The following is a 13,500-nucleotide window of genomic DNA, read 5'->3' on the forward strand; positions in this document are numbered from 1 at the left end:
GGCGGGCGCGGCGTCGGCCTGCTCGGCCGCGATCAGCGCCGCGAGCCGGGTGCGGGCGGCGGCCGTCTCGTCCTGTGTGGGGGGCCGGGGCGTGCCGTAGCCGTCGCGGACCGTCCGGATCTCATCCATGGTCGTCCTCCTGAGCATGCATCGGGTTGGTTCCGCCGAGCGCCTCGCGCAGCTTTCTTCGAGCCCGGTTCAGCCGTGAGCCGACCGTCCCGTACGGGATGCCGAGCGCCGCGGCGACCTCCTGGTGGCTGAGGTCGGCGAGCGCGACCAGCAGCAGGACGTCCCGGTCGCCGTCGGACAGCGCGGCGAGCGCCCCGGCCAGCGCGCCGCGCAGTCCGGCGGCGTCCACCGCGAGGTCGACGCGGTCGGCGTGCCCCTCGGCGTCCCGGTCGGGGCCGAGCCTGGCGCGGGCCCGCAGCGCGCGCACCTCGGCGCGGCGCTGCTTGCCGACCAGGTTGGTGGCGATGCCGTAGAGCCAGGTCCGGACGGTCGCCCGGGACGGGTCGTAGCGGTGCCGCACCCGGAACGCCTCCAGGAACGTCTGCGACGCGACGTCCGCGGCGGCGTCCGCGCCGAGGCGGCGGGACGCGTAGCCGTGGATCTCCGCGTGGTAGGCGTCGAAGATCGCGCCGAAACGCTCCGGATGCGTCCTGGACGAGGTCAGCACGGCCGAGTCGTCGACCCGGGACCGGGCGACGAGGGACTCCCTTGTCATGTGGGCCTTTCCGTGGCGCGGAGGGCGGTCGTCCGTTATCACCCGAAGCCCCCGGAGCCTTTCACGCCCCCTTCGGCCTGACTCGGACCGTTTCGTCCTCCTGAGGCAGGGGCCCGGCTCCTCCTCGGGGAGGGTTCGCCCCTGAGAAACCCGGAATCCGGGAACGGGAATAGGGCGCTCAGGCGTCCTGTTGATCGAGACGTCAGCAAAGTTGAGTCCGCTCGACTCAAGTCATTTGACAAGAGATCCTCGGGGCGGCACCCTGACAGACAGCGGAAGACTCTCGCCGGGCGCGGCGGGTCCCCCCGGACCCGGAGCCCCGGCGCACGGTTAGCAAGATCCACGGAGGACGAGACATGGGACGTGCGGTCGGCATCGACCTCGGGACGACCAACTCGGTCGTCGCGATTCTGGAGGGCGGAGAGCCCACGGTCATCGCCAACGCGGAGGGGTCGCGGACCACGCCGTCCGTCGTCGCCTTCGCCAAGAACGGCGAGGTCCTCGTCGGTGAGGTCGCCAAGCGGCAGGCCGTCACCAACGTTGACCGCACCATCCGGTCGGTCAAGCGCGAGATGGGCACCGACTGGAAGCAGAAGATCGACGACAAGGAGTTCACGCCGCAGCAGATCTCGGCGTTCGTGCTCCAGAAGCTCAAGCGGGACGCCGAGGCGTTCCTCGGTGAGACGGTGACCGACGCGGTCATCACCGTCCCCGCGTACTTCTCCGACCACCAGCGCCAGGCCACCAAGGAGGCCGGCCAGATCGCGGGCCTGAACGTCCTGCGCATCATCAACGAGCCGACCTCGGCCGCGCTGGCGTACCACCTGGAGAAGGAGAACGAGGCCACCATCCTGGTCTTCGACCTCGGCGGCGGCACGTTCGACGTGTCCCTGCTGGAGGTCGGCGACGGCGTCGTCGAGGTCAAGGCGACCTCCGGCGACAACCACCTCGGCGGCGACGACTGGGACAACAAGGTCGTCGACTGGCTGGTCGAGCGCTTCAAGAACGCCAACGGCGTCGACCTGTCCAAGGACAAGATGGCCCTGCAGCGGCTCCGCGAGGCCAGCGAGAAGGCCAAGATCGAGCTGTCAAGCTCGTCCGAGACGCAGATCAACCTGCCCTACATCACCGCCTCGGCGGAGGGCCCCCTGCACCTGGACGAGAAGCTCACCCGGGCCGAGTTCCAGCGCCTGACCAGCGACCTGCTCGAGCGCACCAAGGCGCCGTTCCAGCAGGTGCTGAAGGACGCGAACATCACCGTCGACGGCATCGACCAGGTCGTCCTGGTCGGCGGTTCGACCCGTATGCCCGCCGTCTCCGAGATGGTCAAGGAGCTGACCGGCGGCAAGGACCCGAACAAGGGTGTGAACCCTGACGAGGTCGTCGCGATCGGCGCGTCCCTCCAGGCCGGTGTCCTGAAGGGCGAGGTCAAGGACGTCCTCCTGCTGGACGTCACCCCGCTGTCGCTCGGCATCGAGACCAAGGGCGGCATCTTCACCAAGATCATCGAGCGCAACACCACGATCCCGACCAAGCGGTCGGAGACCTTCACCACGGCCGACGACAACCAGCCGTCCGTGGAGATCCAGGTCTACCAGGGCGAGCGCGAGATCGCGGCGTACAACAAGAAGCTCGGCACCTTCCAGCTGACCGGCCTGCCCCCGGCGCCCCGCGGCGTCCCGCAGATCGAGGTCACCTTCGACATCGACGCCAACGGCATCGTGAACGTCTCCGCGAAGGACCTCGGCACCGGCAAGGAGCAGTCGATGGTCATCACCGGCGGCTCGGCGCTGCCGAAGGACGACATCAGCCGCATGATGCAGGAGGCCGAGCAGTACGCCGAGGAGGACCGCAAGCGCAAGGAGGAGGCCGAGGTCCGCAACCAGGCCGACACCCTCGCGTACTCGACCGAGAAGTTCCTCCGCGAGAACGGCGACAAGGTCCCGGACGAGCTGAAGACCGAGGTCGAGGCGGGCGTCGCCGAGGTCAAGAAGGCCCTGGAGGGCACCGACGTCGAGGCGATCAAGTCCTCGGCCGAGAAGCTCGCCCAGACCAGCCAGAAGATGGGCGCCGCCATGTACGCCCAGAACCCGGAGGGCGCCGCCCAGCCGGGCGGCGAGCAGGCCGGCGGCGCGGCGGGCGACCAGCCGCAGGACGACGAGGTCGTCGACGCCGAGATCGTGGACGACGAAAAGCCGAAGGGTGAGGCCAAGTGACCTCACCCCGTGAGGAACACGACGGCCCGGTGATCCGCGACCGGCGGCGCATCGACCCGGAGACGGGCAAGGTCCGGGAGGCGGGGGCGGACGAGACGTCCGCCCCCGCCCCCGGGGCCCCCGCCGCCGAGCCGGAGAACGGCGAGGCCGCCGCGTACAAGCAGCAGCTGGCCGAGCGCACCGCCGACCTGCAGCGGCTGAAGGCGGAGTACGACAACTACCGCAAGCGCGTCGAGCGCGACCGCGTCGCGGTCCGCGAGCAGGCGCTGGCGAGCGTGCTCTCCGAACTGCTGCCGGTCCTGGACGACATCGGCCGGGCCCGTGACCACAACGAGCTGACCGGCGGGTTCAAGTCGGTCGCCGAGGCGCTGGAGGGGGTGACCGGCAAGCTCGGCCTCGAGCGCTTCGGTGAGAAGGGCGAGCCGTTCGACCCGATGGTGCACGAGGCGCTGATGCACTCCTACTCGGCCGAGGTCACCGAGACCAGCGTCGCGGACGTCCTCCAGCCGGGGTACCGGATCGGTGAGCGCGTCATGCGGCCCGCACGGGTCGCCGTCGCCGAGCCGCAGGACGGTGACGCCGCCGAGCAGGCCGGGAACGACCTGCCCGAGTAGCGGTCCGCCGCCCGGACGAGGGTCCGGGCGGCACCGACGGCCCCGGGCGACCGCCTGGGCCGCGCCACGGCCCGGCGACCGCCCGGGCCACGGCCCCGGCGGTGGACGCGGGCCGACCGGCACGACCCGTTCCGGGCCGTCCTCCCCAGCGTGGGGCGCGGGACGGCCCGGGGCACCCACCGGCAGCAGACAAGGGAAGACGCGGAAGGCGAGGATCATTTGAGCACCAAGGACTACCTCGAGAAGGACTACTACAAGGTCCTCGGTGTCTCGAAGAACGCCTCGCAGGACGAGATCAAGAAGGCCTACCGCAAGCTCGCCCAGCAGTACCACCCGGACCGCAACAAGGGCGACGCGGACGCCGAGGAGCGGTTCAAGGAGGTCTCCGAGGCGAACAGCGTCCTGTCGGACGAGCAGCGCCGCAAGGAGTACGACCAGGTCCGCTCGATGCCGAGCGGCTTCCGGGGCGCCGGCGGCGGGCAGGGCGGCGGCTTCGGTTTCGACCTGGGGGACCTCTTCGGGCAGGGCGGCCAGCCCCCCGGCGGCGGCGCGGGGACGCACGGCGCCGGCGAGCGCATCGGCGACCTGTTCGGCGGCCTGTTCAACCGCGGCGGCACCCGCACCGGCACGGGCCAGCGGCGGGCGCGGCGCGGCGCCGACGTCGAGACCGAGGTCGGCCTGACGTTCGCGCAGGCCATGAACGGCGTGACCGTCCCGCTCAAGCTGACCAGCGAGGCGGCCTGTCCCACCTGCCACGGCACCGGCGCGAAGGCCGGCACCGTCCCGCGGGTGTGCCCCAACTGCGAGGGCACCGGGCAGGAGACCCGCAACCTCGGCAACTTCGGGTTCAGCGAGCCCTGCCACATCTGCCGCGGCCGCGGCCTGGTCGTGGACGACCCGTGCCCGACCTGCAGCGGCAGCGGCCGCGCGACCGGCACCCGCACCATCCAGGCCCGCATCCCGGCGGGCGTCGCCGACGGCCAGAAGATCCGTCTCAAGGCCAAGGGCGCGCCCGGCGAGAACGGCGGCCCCTCGGGCGACCTCTACGTGAACATCAAGGTCACGCCGCACAAGGTGTTCGGCCGCAGCGGCGACAACCTCACCCTGACCGTCCCGGTGACGTTCCCCGAGGCCGCGCTCGGCGCGGAGATCAGGGTGCCGACGTTCCAGGGGCAGCCCGTCACCCTGCGCGTCCCGGAGGGCACGCCCAACGGGCGGACGTTCCGGGTCCGCGGCCGGGGCGCGGCACGGCGCGACGGCAGCAAGGGCGACCTTCTGGTCACGGTGGACGTCCAGGTGCCGGACAAGCTCGACGACCAGACCCGCACGGCGCTGGAGTCGCTGCGGTCGTCCGGTGTGGGCGACGACCTGCGCGGCGGACTGCTCCGGCAGGCCGGGGAGGAGTAGGTGCACCATGGACCCCTTCGGCGATGACACGCCGGTCTATGTGATCTCGGTGGCGGCGCAGCTGTCCGGGCTGCACCCGCAGACGCTGCGCACCTACGACCGGCTCGGCCTGGTGTCCCCGGGCCGCACGCAGGGCCGGGGACGCCGCTACTCCATGCGCGACATCGTGGCCCTCCGCGAGATCCAGCGGCTCTCGCAGGAGGAGGGCATCAACCTGTCGGGCATCAAGCACATCCTGGAACTGCAGCGCGAGAACGCGCGGCTGGGCGACGAGCTCCACCGCGCGCAGGACGCCCTGCAGGACCTCGCCAACGAACTCGAATCGACCCGCGCGGTCGCGGCGCGTCTCGCGCAGCAGCGCCGTCGCGGTGAATCCGGTGACGCTCCCGGGGGAGACCTCGTGCCCGTCCGCGCCACGGGCGTGGTCGTGTGGCACGAGCGCGGCCGGGACCACTAGCCGGGACCAGGGGGATATCCGACGATGGACTACAAGCTCACTCAGAAGTCCCAGGAGGCGGTGTCGCTCGCGGTGCGCCGCGCGGCCGCCGAGGGCAACCCGCAGGTCGAGCCTCCGCACCTGCTCGTCGCGCTGATCCAGCTGACCGACGGCACCGCCGTCCCGCTGCTGGAGGCCGTCGGCGCGGACTGGAAGGCCGTCCGCAGCCGCGCCGAGGAGCTGCTCGGGGCGCTGCCGAAGGCGGCCGGCTCGACCGTGGCGTCCCCGCAGATGTCGCGGCAGCTGATCGTCGCGGTGAACACCGCCGCCAACCGCGCCCGGCAGCTCGAGGACGAGTACGTCTCCACCGAGCACCTGCTGGTCGGCCTCGCCGCCGACGGCGGGCCGGTCGCGGGGCTGCTGAAGGAGTACGGCGCGACCCCGAACGCGCTGCTGGAGGCGTTCGAGAAGGTCCGCGGGCACGCCCGCGTCACCTCCGAGAACCCCGAGGAGACCTTCCAGGCGCTGGAGAAGTACGGCGTCGACCTGACCGCCGCCGCGCGCGACGGCAAGCTCGACCCGGTGATCGGCCGCGACGCCGAGATCCGGCGCGTCGTGCAGGTGCTGTCCCGGCGCACCAAGAACAACCCGGTGCTCATCGGCGAGCCCGGCGTCGGCAAGACCGCCGTCGTCGAGGGCCTCGCCCAGCGGATCATCGCCGGTGACGTGCCCGAGTCGCTGCGCGGCAAGACGCTGGTGTCGCTCGACCTCGGCGCGATGGTCGCGGGCGCCAAGTACCGCGGCGAGTTCGAGGAGCGGCTGAAGGCCGTCCTGAACGAGATCAAGGAGTCCGAGGGGCAGGTCGTCACGTTCATCGACGAGCTGCACACGGTCGTCGGCGCGGGCGCGAGCGAGGGCTCGATGGACGCCGGCAACATGCTCAAGCCGATGCTGGCCCGCGGCGAGCTGCGCATGATCGGCGCGACCACGCTGGACGAGTACCGCGAGCGGATCGAGAAGGACCCGGCCCTCGAGCGCCGGTTCCAGCAGGTCTTCGTGGGCGAGCCGTCCGTCGAGGACACCGTCGCGATCCTGCGCGGGCTGAAGGGCCGCTACGAGGCGCACCACAAGGTGCAGATCAACGACTCGGCGCTGGTCGCCGCGGCGACGCTGTCCGACCGGTACATCACCTCCCGGTTCCTGCCGGACAAGGCGATCGACCTGGTGGACGAGGCGGCGTCCCGGCTGCGCATGGAGATCGACTCCCGTCCGGTCGAGATCGACGAGCTGCAGCGCTCGGTCGACCGGCTGAAGATGGAGGAGATGGCGCTCGCGAAGGAGACCGACGCGGCGTCCGTCCAGCGCCTGGAGCGCCTCCGCAAGGACCTGGCCGACAAGCAGGAGCACCTGAACGTCCTGAACGCCCGCTGGGAGAAGGAGAAGGCCGGGCTGAACCGCGTCGGCGAGGTCAAGGAGCGCATCGACGCGATGCGGTCCGAGGCCGAGAAGGCGCAGCGCGAGGGCGACTACGAGACCGCGTCCCGGCTCACCTACGCGGAGATCCCGCAGCTGGAGAAGGAGCTGGCCGAGGCGTCCGCCGAGCAGGCCGACGAAGACCACGCCATGGTCAAGGAGGAGGTCGGCCCCGACGACGTCGCCGACGTCGTCGGCTCGTGGACCGGCATCCCCGCCGGCCGCCTGATGGAGGGCGAGACCGCCAAGCTGCTCCGCATGGAGGACGAGCTGGGCCACCGCCTCATCGGCCAGCGCGCCGCCGTCCAGGCCGTGTCTGACTCCGTCCGCCGCGCCCGCGCGGGCATCTCCGACCCGGACCGTCCGACGGGCTCGTTCCTGTTCCTCGGCCCGACCGGCGTCGGCAAGACCGAGCTGGCCAAGGCCCTCGCGGAGTTCCTGTTCGACGACGAGCGGGCGATGACCCGCATCGACATGTCGGAGTACTCCGAGAAGCACGCGGTGGCCCGACTCGTCGGCGCGCCTCCCGGCTACGTCGGCTACGAGGAGGGCGGCCAGCTCACCGAGGCCGTCCGGCGGCGCCCGTACTCGGTCGTCCTGCTGGACGAGGTGGAGAAGGCGCACCCCGAGGTCTTCGACATCCTGCTCCAGGTCCTCGACGACGGCCGCCTCACCGACGGCCAGGGCCGCACGGTGGACTTCCGGAACACGATCCTGATCCTGACGTCCAACATCGGCTCGCAGTTCCTCGTCGACCCGTCCCTGGAGAACGGCGCCAAGCGCGAGGCGGTCATGACGGCCGTCCGGTCCTCCTTCAAGCCCGAGTTCCTGAACCGGCTGGACGACGTCATCGTCTTCGACGCCCTGTCCACCGACGAGCTCACCCGCATCGTCGACCTCCAGGTCGACCGCCTGTCCCGCCGCCTGGCCGACCGCCGCCTGCGCCTCACCGTCACCGAGGCCGCCCGCGAGTGGCTCGCGCTCACCGGCTACGACCCCCTGTACGGGGCCCGTCCGCTCCGCCGCCTCGTCCAGACCGCCATCGGCGACCGCCTGGCCAAGGAACTCCTCTCGGGAGCCATCCAGGACGGCGAGGAGGTCCGCGTGGACCTGGACGAACTCGCCGACACCCTCACGGTGACCCAGGCCCCCTGACCCACCACCGAGGGGCGCCCCGACGGGCGCCCCTCGACATGACACAACTCACCCCACACCGACCACGAGCCCCTCGCCCGCACGCCGGCCACATGGGCAGCGCGGGCGTCGGCAGTGGGCGGGGCTCCTCTGGGTCAGGGGTGGGTGGGGCGCATGCCTTCCAGGAAGCGGTCCAGGCCGTAGTCGAACTCGTCCTGGGGGACGCTCTCGGTGACGGGTGAAGCATCGCGGTGGGCCTCGTAGAGCCTGGCCAGGCGGGGGTGGGCGCTCACCGCGTGTTCCATGGCGGGACGGACCTGCTCCAGCCACTCCTCTTCGGTCTTGCCGCTGCGGGCCAGGGCGAGGAGCCAGGCGGCCTCGGACATCGTCCAGCCGATGACGTAGGCGAACAGGGCCTTCACGGCGCTGTCGCCCTCCCGCAGTCCGAAGCCGGCGTCCTCGAGCAGGCCGAGCATCTCGTCGGTCAGGCGGACGACGTTGGGGCCGAGGTAGGTGGAGCCGACCAGGCCCAGGATGGGCGCGATCCACGGGTGGCGCAGGATCATCTCGCGCATCTCGTGCGCGAGGGCGCGGACGGCGGGACGCCACTCGGCGGGGTCGTCGAGGGCGGGGACGCGCAGCTCACCGTAGATCTCGTCCACCACCAGCTCGAGCAGCTGGTCCTTGTTGGCGACGTGCCGGTAGAGGGACGTCGCGCCCGCGTTCAGGGCCTGGCCGAGCTTGCGCATGCTCAGCGCGTCCACGCCTTCGGCGTCCAGAAGCTTGATCGCCTCGGTGACGATCTGCTCCCGGTTCAGTGCCGGGCGCGTGGTCCGGATCTTCTCCGGACGCGCCCAGACCGAGGAGAACACCTGGTCGTCGGCCATCTGCGGCCTCCTTTCGGGATCGGATCCAGCCTAGCGCACGGCGTACTCGCTTGCGCACACTGTTCCGCCATGCGTACAGTGTTCCCAACGACGCGAACACTGTACGCACCGGGAGACGAGATGAACCGCAATCCACGACGCTGGTGGATCCTTGTGGTGCTCTGCCTGAGCACCCTGGTCCTGGTCATCGACAACATGGCCCTGAACGTGGCGATCCCGCCGCTCACCGAGGACCTCGGCGCCAGCGCCCAGGACATCCAGTGGATCCTGGACTCCTACATCCTGGTCTTCGCCGGGCTCCTGCTCACCGCGGGCAGCCTGTCCGACCGGTTCGGACGCCGCCGGTTGATGATCATCGGGTTGGCCCTGTTCGGGGTCGCCTCGCTGGCGGCCACGCTCGCCGACTCGGCCGGGATGCTGATCGCCGCGCGGACGGTGATGGGCGTCGGCGGCGCGCTCGTCCTGCCGAGCACCCTGTCGATCCTGATCACGGTGTTCGACGAGGACGAGCGGCCGAAGGCGATGGCGGCCTGGGGCGTCGTCTCCATGGTCGGCCTGGTCGGCGGCCCGATCCTCGGCGGCGTCCTGATCGCGCACTTCTGGTGGGGCGCGGTCTTCCTGATCAACGTGCCGATCGCCGCGCTCTCCATCCTCGCCGCCGCCACCCTGATGCCGGAGTCGCGGGGCCCGTGGCGCAAGCCGGACCCGCTGGGCATGGTCCTGTCGGCCACCGGGATGGTCGCCCTGGTCTGGACGATCATCGAGTTCCCGAAGAACGGCCTGGACGCGCACACCCTGATCGGCGGCGCCGCCACCGTGGCCACCCTCGTCGGCTTCGTGGTCTGGGAGATCCGGGTCGAGTCGCCGATGGTCCCGCTGCACCTGTTCCGCGACCGCGACTTCGCCGGCGGCAGCCTCTCGCTCACCCTGGTCCAGATCGGCAACGGCGGGCTGCTGCTCGCGCTCACCCAGTACCTGCAGTTCGTCCTCGGCTACTCGCCCATGAAGACCGGCCTCTCCTTCATCCCCATCGCGGTCGCGGCCCTGGTGTTCAACGGCGTCGGCGCGGGTCTGGTCGGCAAGCTCGGCAACCGGATCACCGCGGTCACCGGCCTGCTGGTCGTCGCCGCCGGGTTCGGCATGCTCGCCGGCCTCGCCCCCGGGGACGGCTACTGGCCCGTCGCGATCGGCCTCTTCCTGATGGGCGCCGGCAGCGGCCTGGCGATGCCCGCCACCATCGGCGCGCTGATGGGCGCGGTCCCCGCGGAGCACGCCGGGGTCGGCTCGGCCCTGAACGACACCATCCAGCAGGCGGGCGCCGCGCTCGGTGTCGCGCTCCTCGGCACCGCCCTCACCAGCGCCTACGGCGCGGCGATGCCCGACGGCGCGCCCGAGCAGGCCCGCAGGTCCATCGGGGACGCCCTCGCGGTCGCCGCCCGGACCGGCGACGCCTCCCTGGTCCACGAGGCCCGCGACGCCTTCACCACGGCCATGGGCACCACGTTCCTCGCCAGCCTGACCGGGGTCGTCGCCGCGTCCGTCCTCGCCCTGTTCGTCCTCCGCGGCCGGACCGCCCCCGACACCGACGCCGACACCACCACCGTCCCCGCCACCGCCACCGCCACCGCCACCGCGGACGACACGATCGGCGCGGCGAACGCCGACCTCGAGATCACGACCTTCGAAGCCTCCACCGAGAACCCCTCCCCCGTCCGGAAGTCCTGAGCCCGGGCCCGTCCCCCCTGGACGAGCCGCACGGATCCAGCCTGACCGGACGGAGCCCCCGCTCGGAAGCCGGTCCCCAACCTGTGGACAACTCCTGCTGAGCCGCCGATCCGCCAAAGGACGGCGGCTCAGGGCTGTGCGTGGCGAGAGACGGCGTGCTGCGCGATCTTCTGGACGGGGTTCGGGGGCGGCGGCAGTACGCCCGCCGCCAGGACCGTCCCGAGCAGGGCGCCGACCAGGATGACGCGACGCGGACGGATCTCGGTGCGGTGGTTCTCCCTCATGCCACCGAATCTAGGGAATCGAGCAGGAGGGAGACATGGGACCAGCACCCCAAACCCATGGTGGGGCTGGCCCCACCATGGTGAGTTCGCCTACCTAGGCAACACTCACCCGGAACATGGCCCTTTCCTAGTAGAAATGGGTATGTGCCTGTACTGATCGCTCCGGAAGCCCGGGTCCGGGTCTCGTTCCTCGCCGCGATGGAGGAGTTCCGCGCCGAGGGACGTGGCGCCCCTGAGGACGACAGCTGGCTCGGGCGCGACATACGCGTCTTCAGCAGCCATTGGGACGAGCCGGAGCCGTTCGGCCGGTTCGTGGAGCACGTCCGCTCGCTGGCGCTGGAGGAGACACCGCGTCCGCCGGAGCACGTCCCCACGACGATCCTGTGGTGGGTGGACGGGGACGAGTTCGTCGGGCGGCTGACGCTCAGGCACCGGTTGAATCCCTGGCTGCTCGAGTCGAACGGGCACATCGGCTACGACGTCCGGCCGTCGGCCCGCCGTCGCGGGCACGCGAGTGCGATGCTCGGCGCCGCCCTTCCCGTCGCGCGTGAGCTCGGCATCGACCGGGTGCTCGTCACGTGTGACGCTGACAACACCGCGTCACGGTTCGTCATCGAGAGGAACGGCGGTGTTCTCGAGGACCGTCGTGGGATCAAGCTGCGCTATTGGGTCCCCTGCGCTCACGCGTCCTGACGGAAACAGCGTTTTCCCGGCTCTCACCATGGCGGACACGCCGGGCAAGTCGAACTCGTCAACCCATGGACGGCGAAGGCTCGCATCCAGTAGAGAGGCGAGTTATGACCGCTTTGGTACTGGGACCCCTCCTCCGGCATGTCGGCGAACGCACTGCGACGGTGTGGGTGGAAACCGACCGTCCATGCCGGGTTCTCGTGCGCGCGGAGAACGTGGAGGCTGTGGCCGACACCTTCACTCTCCACGGGCATCACTTCGCCCTTGTCGAGGTCGGCGGCCTCGCTCCTGGCGCCCGGGTTCCGTACCAGGTGGAGTTGAACGGCGCACGAGTTTGGCCCGAGGAGGGCTCCGCGTTTCCCGCCAGCCAGTTGCGCACGCTCGATCCGTCCGGAACGCTGCGCGTCTCGTTCGGGTCGTGCCGCCGCTCACCGGACCGTGAGGGCAAGCACGGTTTCGACACTCTCTCCGCTCTCGCGCACCACCTCGTGCGTCCGGACGCGACGTGGCCCGACATCCTGCTCATGGTCGGCGACCAGGTGTACGCGGACGAACTCGACCCCGCGATGCGCGAAATCGTGCGCGCGCGACGCGGTGGCCACGGGAGCAACATCCGCGAAGTCGGCATCCCGGCGAACCTCTCCCACGACACCCCCGCCAAAGCTCTCGTTGGGAACGACACATCCGGAAGCACCGGGTTTCAGGAAGCCAAGCCCTCCGAAGCATGTCCGGATGATGAGATCGCGGACTTCGAGGAGTACACGCACCTTTACAAACTCGCCTGGCGCGAGGATCCGGCCGTCCGTTGGCTGTTGTCCACGGTGCCCACGCTCACAGTGTTCGATGACCACGACATTCGCGACGACTGGAACACCTCGTACGCGTGGCGGCAGCAGATGTGGGCGCTGCCCTGGTGGCGGGACCGCATCGTCGGCGGGATCAGCTCCTACTGGGTGTATCAGCATTTGGGCAACCTCTCCCCAGAGGGACGTCTGGCGGACGCGGTGTACGCGGCTGCCCGGGAGGTGTCCGCTAGCGGCGGTGACAGCGGCAAGCTCGTGGACGAGTTCGCCGAGCGCGCCGACCGCGAGCCCGTGACGGCGCACTGGAGCTACGCGCACGAGTGGGGAGGGACCCGGCTGGTGGTCGTCGACAGCCGATGCTCACGGCTGCTGACGCCCGACCGTCGCGGCATGCTCGACGACGAGGAGTTCGACTGGCTGGACCGGCAGTTCCAGGGCGACGTGGACCATCTGCTGGTCGCGTCGTCCCTGCCGTATCTGCTCACGCCCGCCATTCACCACGCGGAGTCGTGGAACGAGGCCGTCGCGGAGGGCGCGTGGGGCGCGCGCGCCGCCAACGTCGGGGAGAAGATCCGGCAGGCCGCCGACCTGGAGCACTGGGCCGCGTTCGAGCGGTCCTTCCGGGAGGTCGCGAACGACATCGTCGCCGTGGCGCGCGGCGAGCGGGGTTCCGCGCCCGCCACAGTCGCCTTTCTCTCCGGTGACGTCCACTACTCCTACCTGGCCCGTGTCACCTCCCCGGACGTGACGTCCGAGGTCGTGCAGGTCGTGTGCTCGCCGCTTCGCAACCCGTTGCCCAGCAAGTACCAGTGGGCCAACCGTGTCGCGTGCGCGCGAGGCGTCGGCGTGCCGTTCCGCTGGCTCGCCCGGATGGCGCGCGTTCCGCGTCCGCCGCTGCGGTGGCGCGTCACGGACGGTCCCTGGTTCGACAACGCGATCGCGACGGTCGAGCTGACCGGACGCGACAGCCGCGTCCGCTGGCAGTCGCCTACGGCGGCCACCGAGCTGACGCAGGTGTCCATGGTCTCGCTCACCCGGTGAGGTGTGTCCGTTCCGCCCCCTCTTGCATCGGAACGGACACACACCCATCGGGCCATCGGCGCCGCG

At 70.9% G+C, this 13,500-nt stretch carries 11 protein-coding genes; 8 read left to right on the forward strand and 3 right to left on the reverse strand.

Going from position 1 to position 13,500, the window contains the following annotated elements; genetic code table 11:
- Nucleotides 1–121: 121 nt before the first annotated feature.
- The gene (locus tag EBO15_RS20950; RefSeq protein ID WP_122196124.1) at nt 122–724 is read right to left on the reverse strand and encodes an RNA polymerase sigma factor; all 603 of its coding nucleotides are present in this window, start codon (nt 722–724) and stop codon (nt 122–124) included.
- Between the two features lie 356 nt (nt 725–1,080).
- Here EBO15_RS20950 and dnaK point away from each other — a divergent pair, with 356 nt between their 5' ends.
- The 5 genes from dnaK (at nt 1,081) to clpB (ending at nt 8,025) form a co-directional block, all read left to right on the forward strand.
- Nucleotides 1,081–2,940 carry a molecular chaperone DnaK gene (gene dnaK, locus EBO15_RS20955; RefSeq protein WP_122196125.1) on the forward strand — a complete coding sequence of 620 codons (1,860 nt, stop codon included), beginning with the start codon at nt 1,081–1,083 and terminating at the stop codon, nt 2,938–2,940.
- Entirely contained in the window at nt 2,937–3,554 is a 618-nt protein-coding gene (grpE, locus tag EBO15_RS20960; protein WP_122196126.1) for a nucleotide exchange factor GrpE, read from the forward strand. Before dnaK ends, grpE begins: the two co-directional genes overlap by 4 nt.
- 219 nt (nt 3,555–3,773) lie before the next feature.
- Nucleotides 3,774–4,961: a molecular chaperone DnaJ gene (gene dnaJ, locus EBO15_RS20965; protein WP_122196127.1), complete on the forward strand. Its 1,188-nt coding sequence runs from the start codon at nt 3,774–3,776 to the stop codon at nt 4,959–4,961.
- 7 nt (nt 4,962–4,968) lie between these two features.
- The gene (locus EBO15_RS20970; protein ID WP_122196128.1) at nt 4,969–5,418 is read left to right on the forward strand and encodes a heat shock protein transcriptional repressor HspR; all 450 of its coding nucleotides are present in this window, start codon (nt 4,969–4,971) and stop codon (nt 5,416–5,418) included.
- Nucleotides 5,419–5,442: 24 nt separating this feature from the next.
- A complete protein-coding gene (gene clpB / locus EBO15_RS20975; RefSeq protein ID WP_122196129.1) occupies nt 5,443–8,025 on the forward strand; it encodes an ATP-dependent chaperone ClpB in 2,583 nt (860 codons plus the stop codon).
- 134 nt (nt 8,026–8,159) lie between these two features.
- On the opposite strand, the gene EBO15_RS20980 is transcribed toward clpB, so the two are convergent.
- Nucleotides 8,160–8,891, reverse strand: coding sequence for a TetR/AcrR family transcriptional regulator (locus EBO15_RS20980; RefSeq protein ID WP_122196130.1), 732 nt, complete (start codon nt 8,889–8,891; stop codon nt 8,160–8,162).
- A gap of 120 nt (nt 8,892–9,011) precedes the next feature.
- On the opposite strand from EBO15_RS20980, the gene EBO15_RS20985 reads away from it, so the two are divergent.
- Entirely contained in the window at nt 9,012–10,616 is a 1,605-nt protein-coding gene (locus EBO15_RS20985) for an MFS transporter (RefSeq protein ID WP_122196131.1), read from the forward strand.
- A 128-nt stretch (nt 10,617–10,744) separates the two neighbouring features.
- Here the strand turns inward: EBO15_RS20985 and EBO15_RS44310 are convergent, their stop codons facing one another.
- Nucleotides 10,745–10,900: a hypothetical protein gene (locus EBO15_RS44310; RefSeq protein ID WP_158628309.1), complete on the reverse strand. Its 156-nt coding sequence runs from the start codon at nt 10,898–10,900 to the stop codon at nt 10,745–10,747.
- Between the two features lie 144 nt (nt 10,901–11,044).
- On the opposite strand from EBO15_RS44310, the gene EBO15_RS20990 reads away from it, so the two are divergent.
- Entirely contained in the window at nt 11,045–11,593 is a 549-nt protein-coding gene (locus tag EBO15_RS20990) for a GNAT family N-acetyltransferase (RefSeq protein WP_199744702.1), read from the forward strand.
- Nucleotides 11,594–11,697: 104 nt separating this feature from the next.
- Entirely contained in the window at nt 11,698–13,434 is a 1,737-nt protein-coding gene (locus EBO15_RS20995) for a DUF7800 domain-containing protein (protein ID WP_456047876.1), read from the forward strand.
- Nucleotides 13,435–13,500: the final 66 nt, after the last annotated feature.

This window comes from Actinomadura harenae, from assembly GCF_003696215.1.
GTDB classification, from domain to species: domain Bacteria; phylum Actinomycetota; class Actinomycetes; order Streptosporangiales; family Streptosporangiaceae; genus Spirillospora; species Spirillospora harenae.

Bases quoted from the DNA above. Each gene is read 5' to 3' on its own strand.
- EBO15_RS20950 (WP_122196124.1), bottom strand. From the start codon at position 724: ATGACAAGGGAGTCCCTCGTCGCCCGGTCCCGGGTCGACGACTCGGCC.
- dnaK (WP_122196125.1), top strand. From the start codon at position 1,081: ATGGGACGTGCGGTCGGCATCGACCTCGGGACGACCAACTCGGTCGTC.
- EBO15_RS20970 (WP_122196128.1), top strand. From the start codon at position 4,969: ATGGACCCCTTCGGCGATGACACGCCGGTCTATGTGATCTCGGTGGCG.
- clpB (WP_122196129.1), top strand. From the start codon at position 5,443: ATGGACTACAAGCTCACTCAGAAGTCCCAGGAGGCGGTGTCGCTCGCG.
- EBO15_RS20980 (WP_122196130.1), bottom strand. From the start codon at position 8,891: ATGGCCGACGACCAGGTGTTCTCCTCGGTCTGGGCGCGTCCGGAGAAG.
- EBO15_RS20985 (WP_122196131.1), top strand. From the start codon at position 9,012: ATGAACCGCAATCCACGACGCTGGTGGATCCTTGTGGTGCTCTGCCTG.
- EBO15_RS44310 (WP_158628309.1), bottom strand. From the start codon at position 10,900: ATGAGGGAGAACCACCGCACCGAGATCCGTCCGCGTCGCGTCATCCTG.
- EBO15_RS20995 (WP_456047876.1), top strand. From the start codon at position 11,698: ATGACCGCTTTGGTACTGGGACCCCTCCTCCGGCATGTCGGCGAACGC.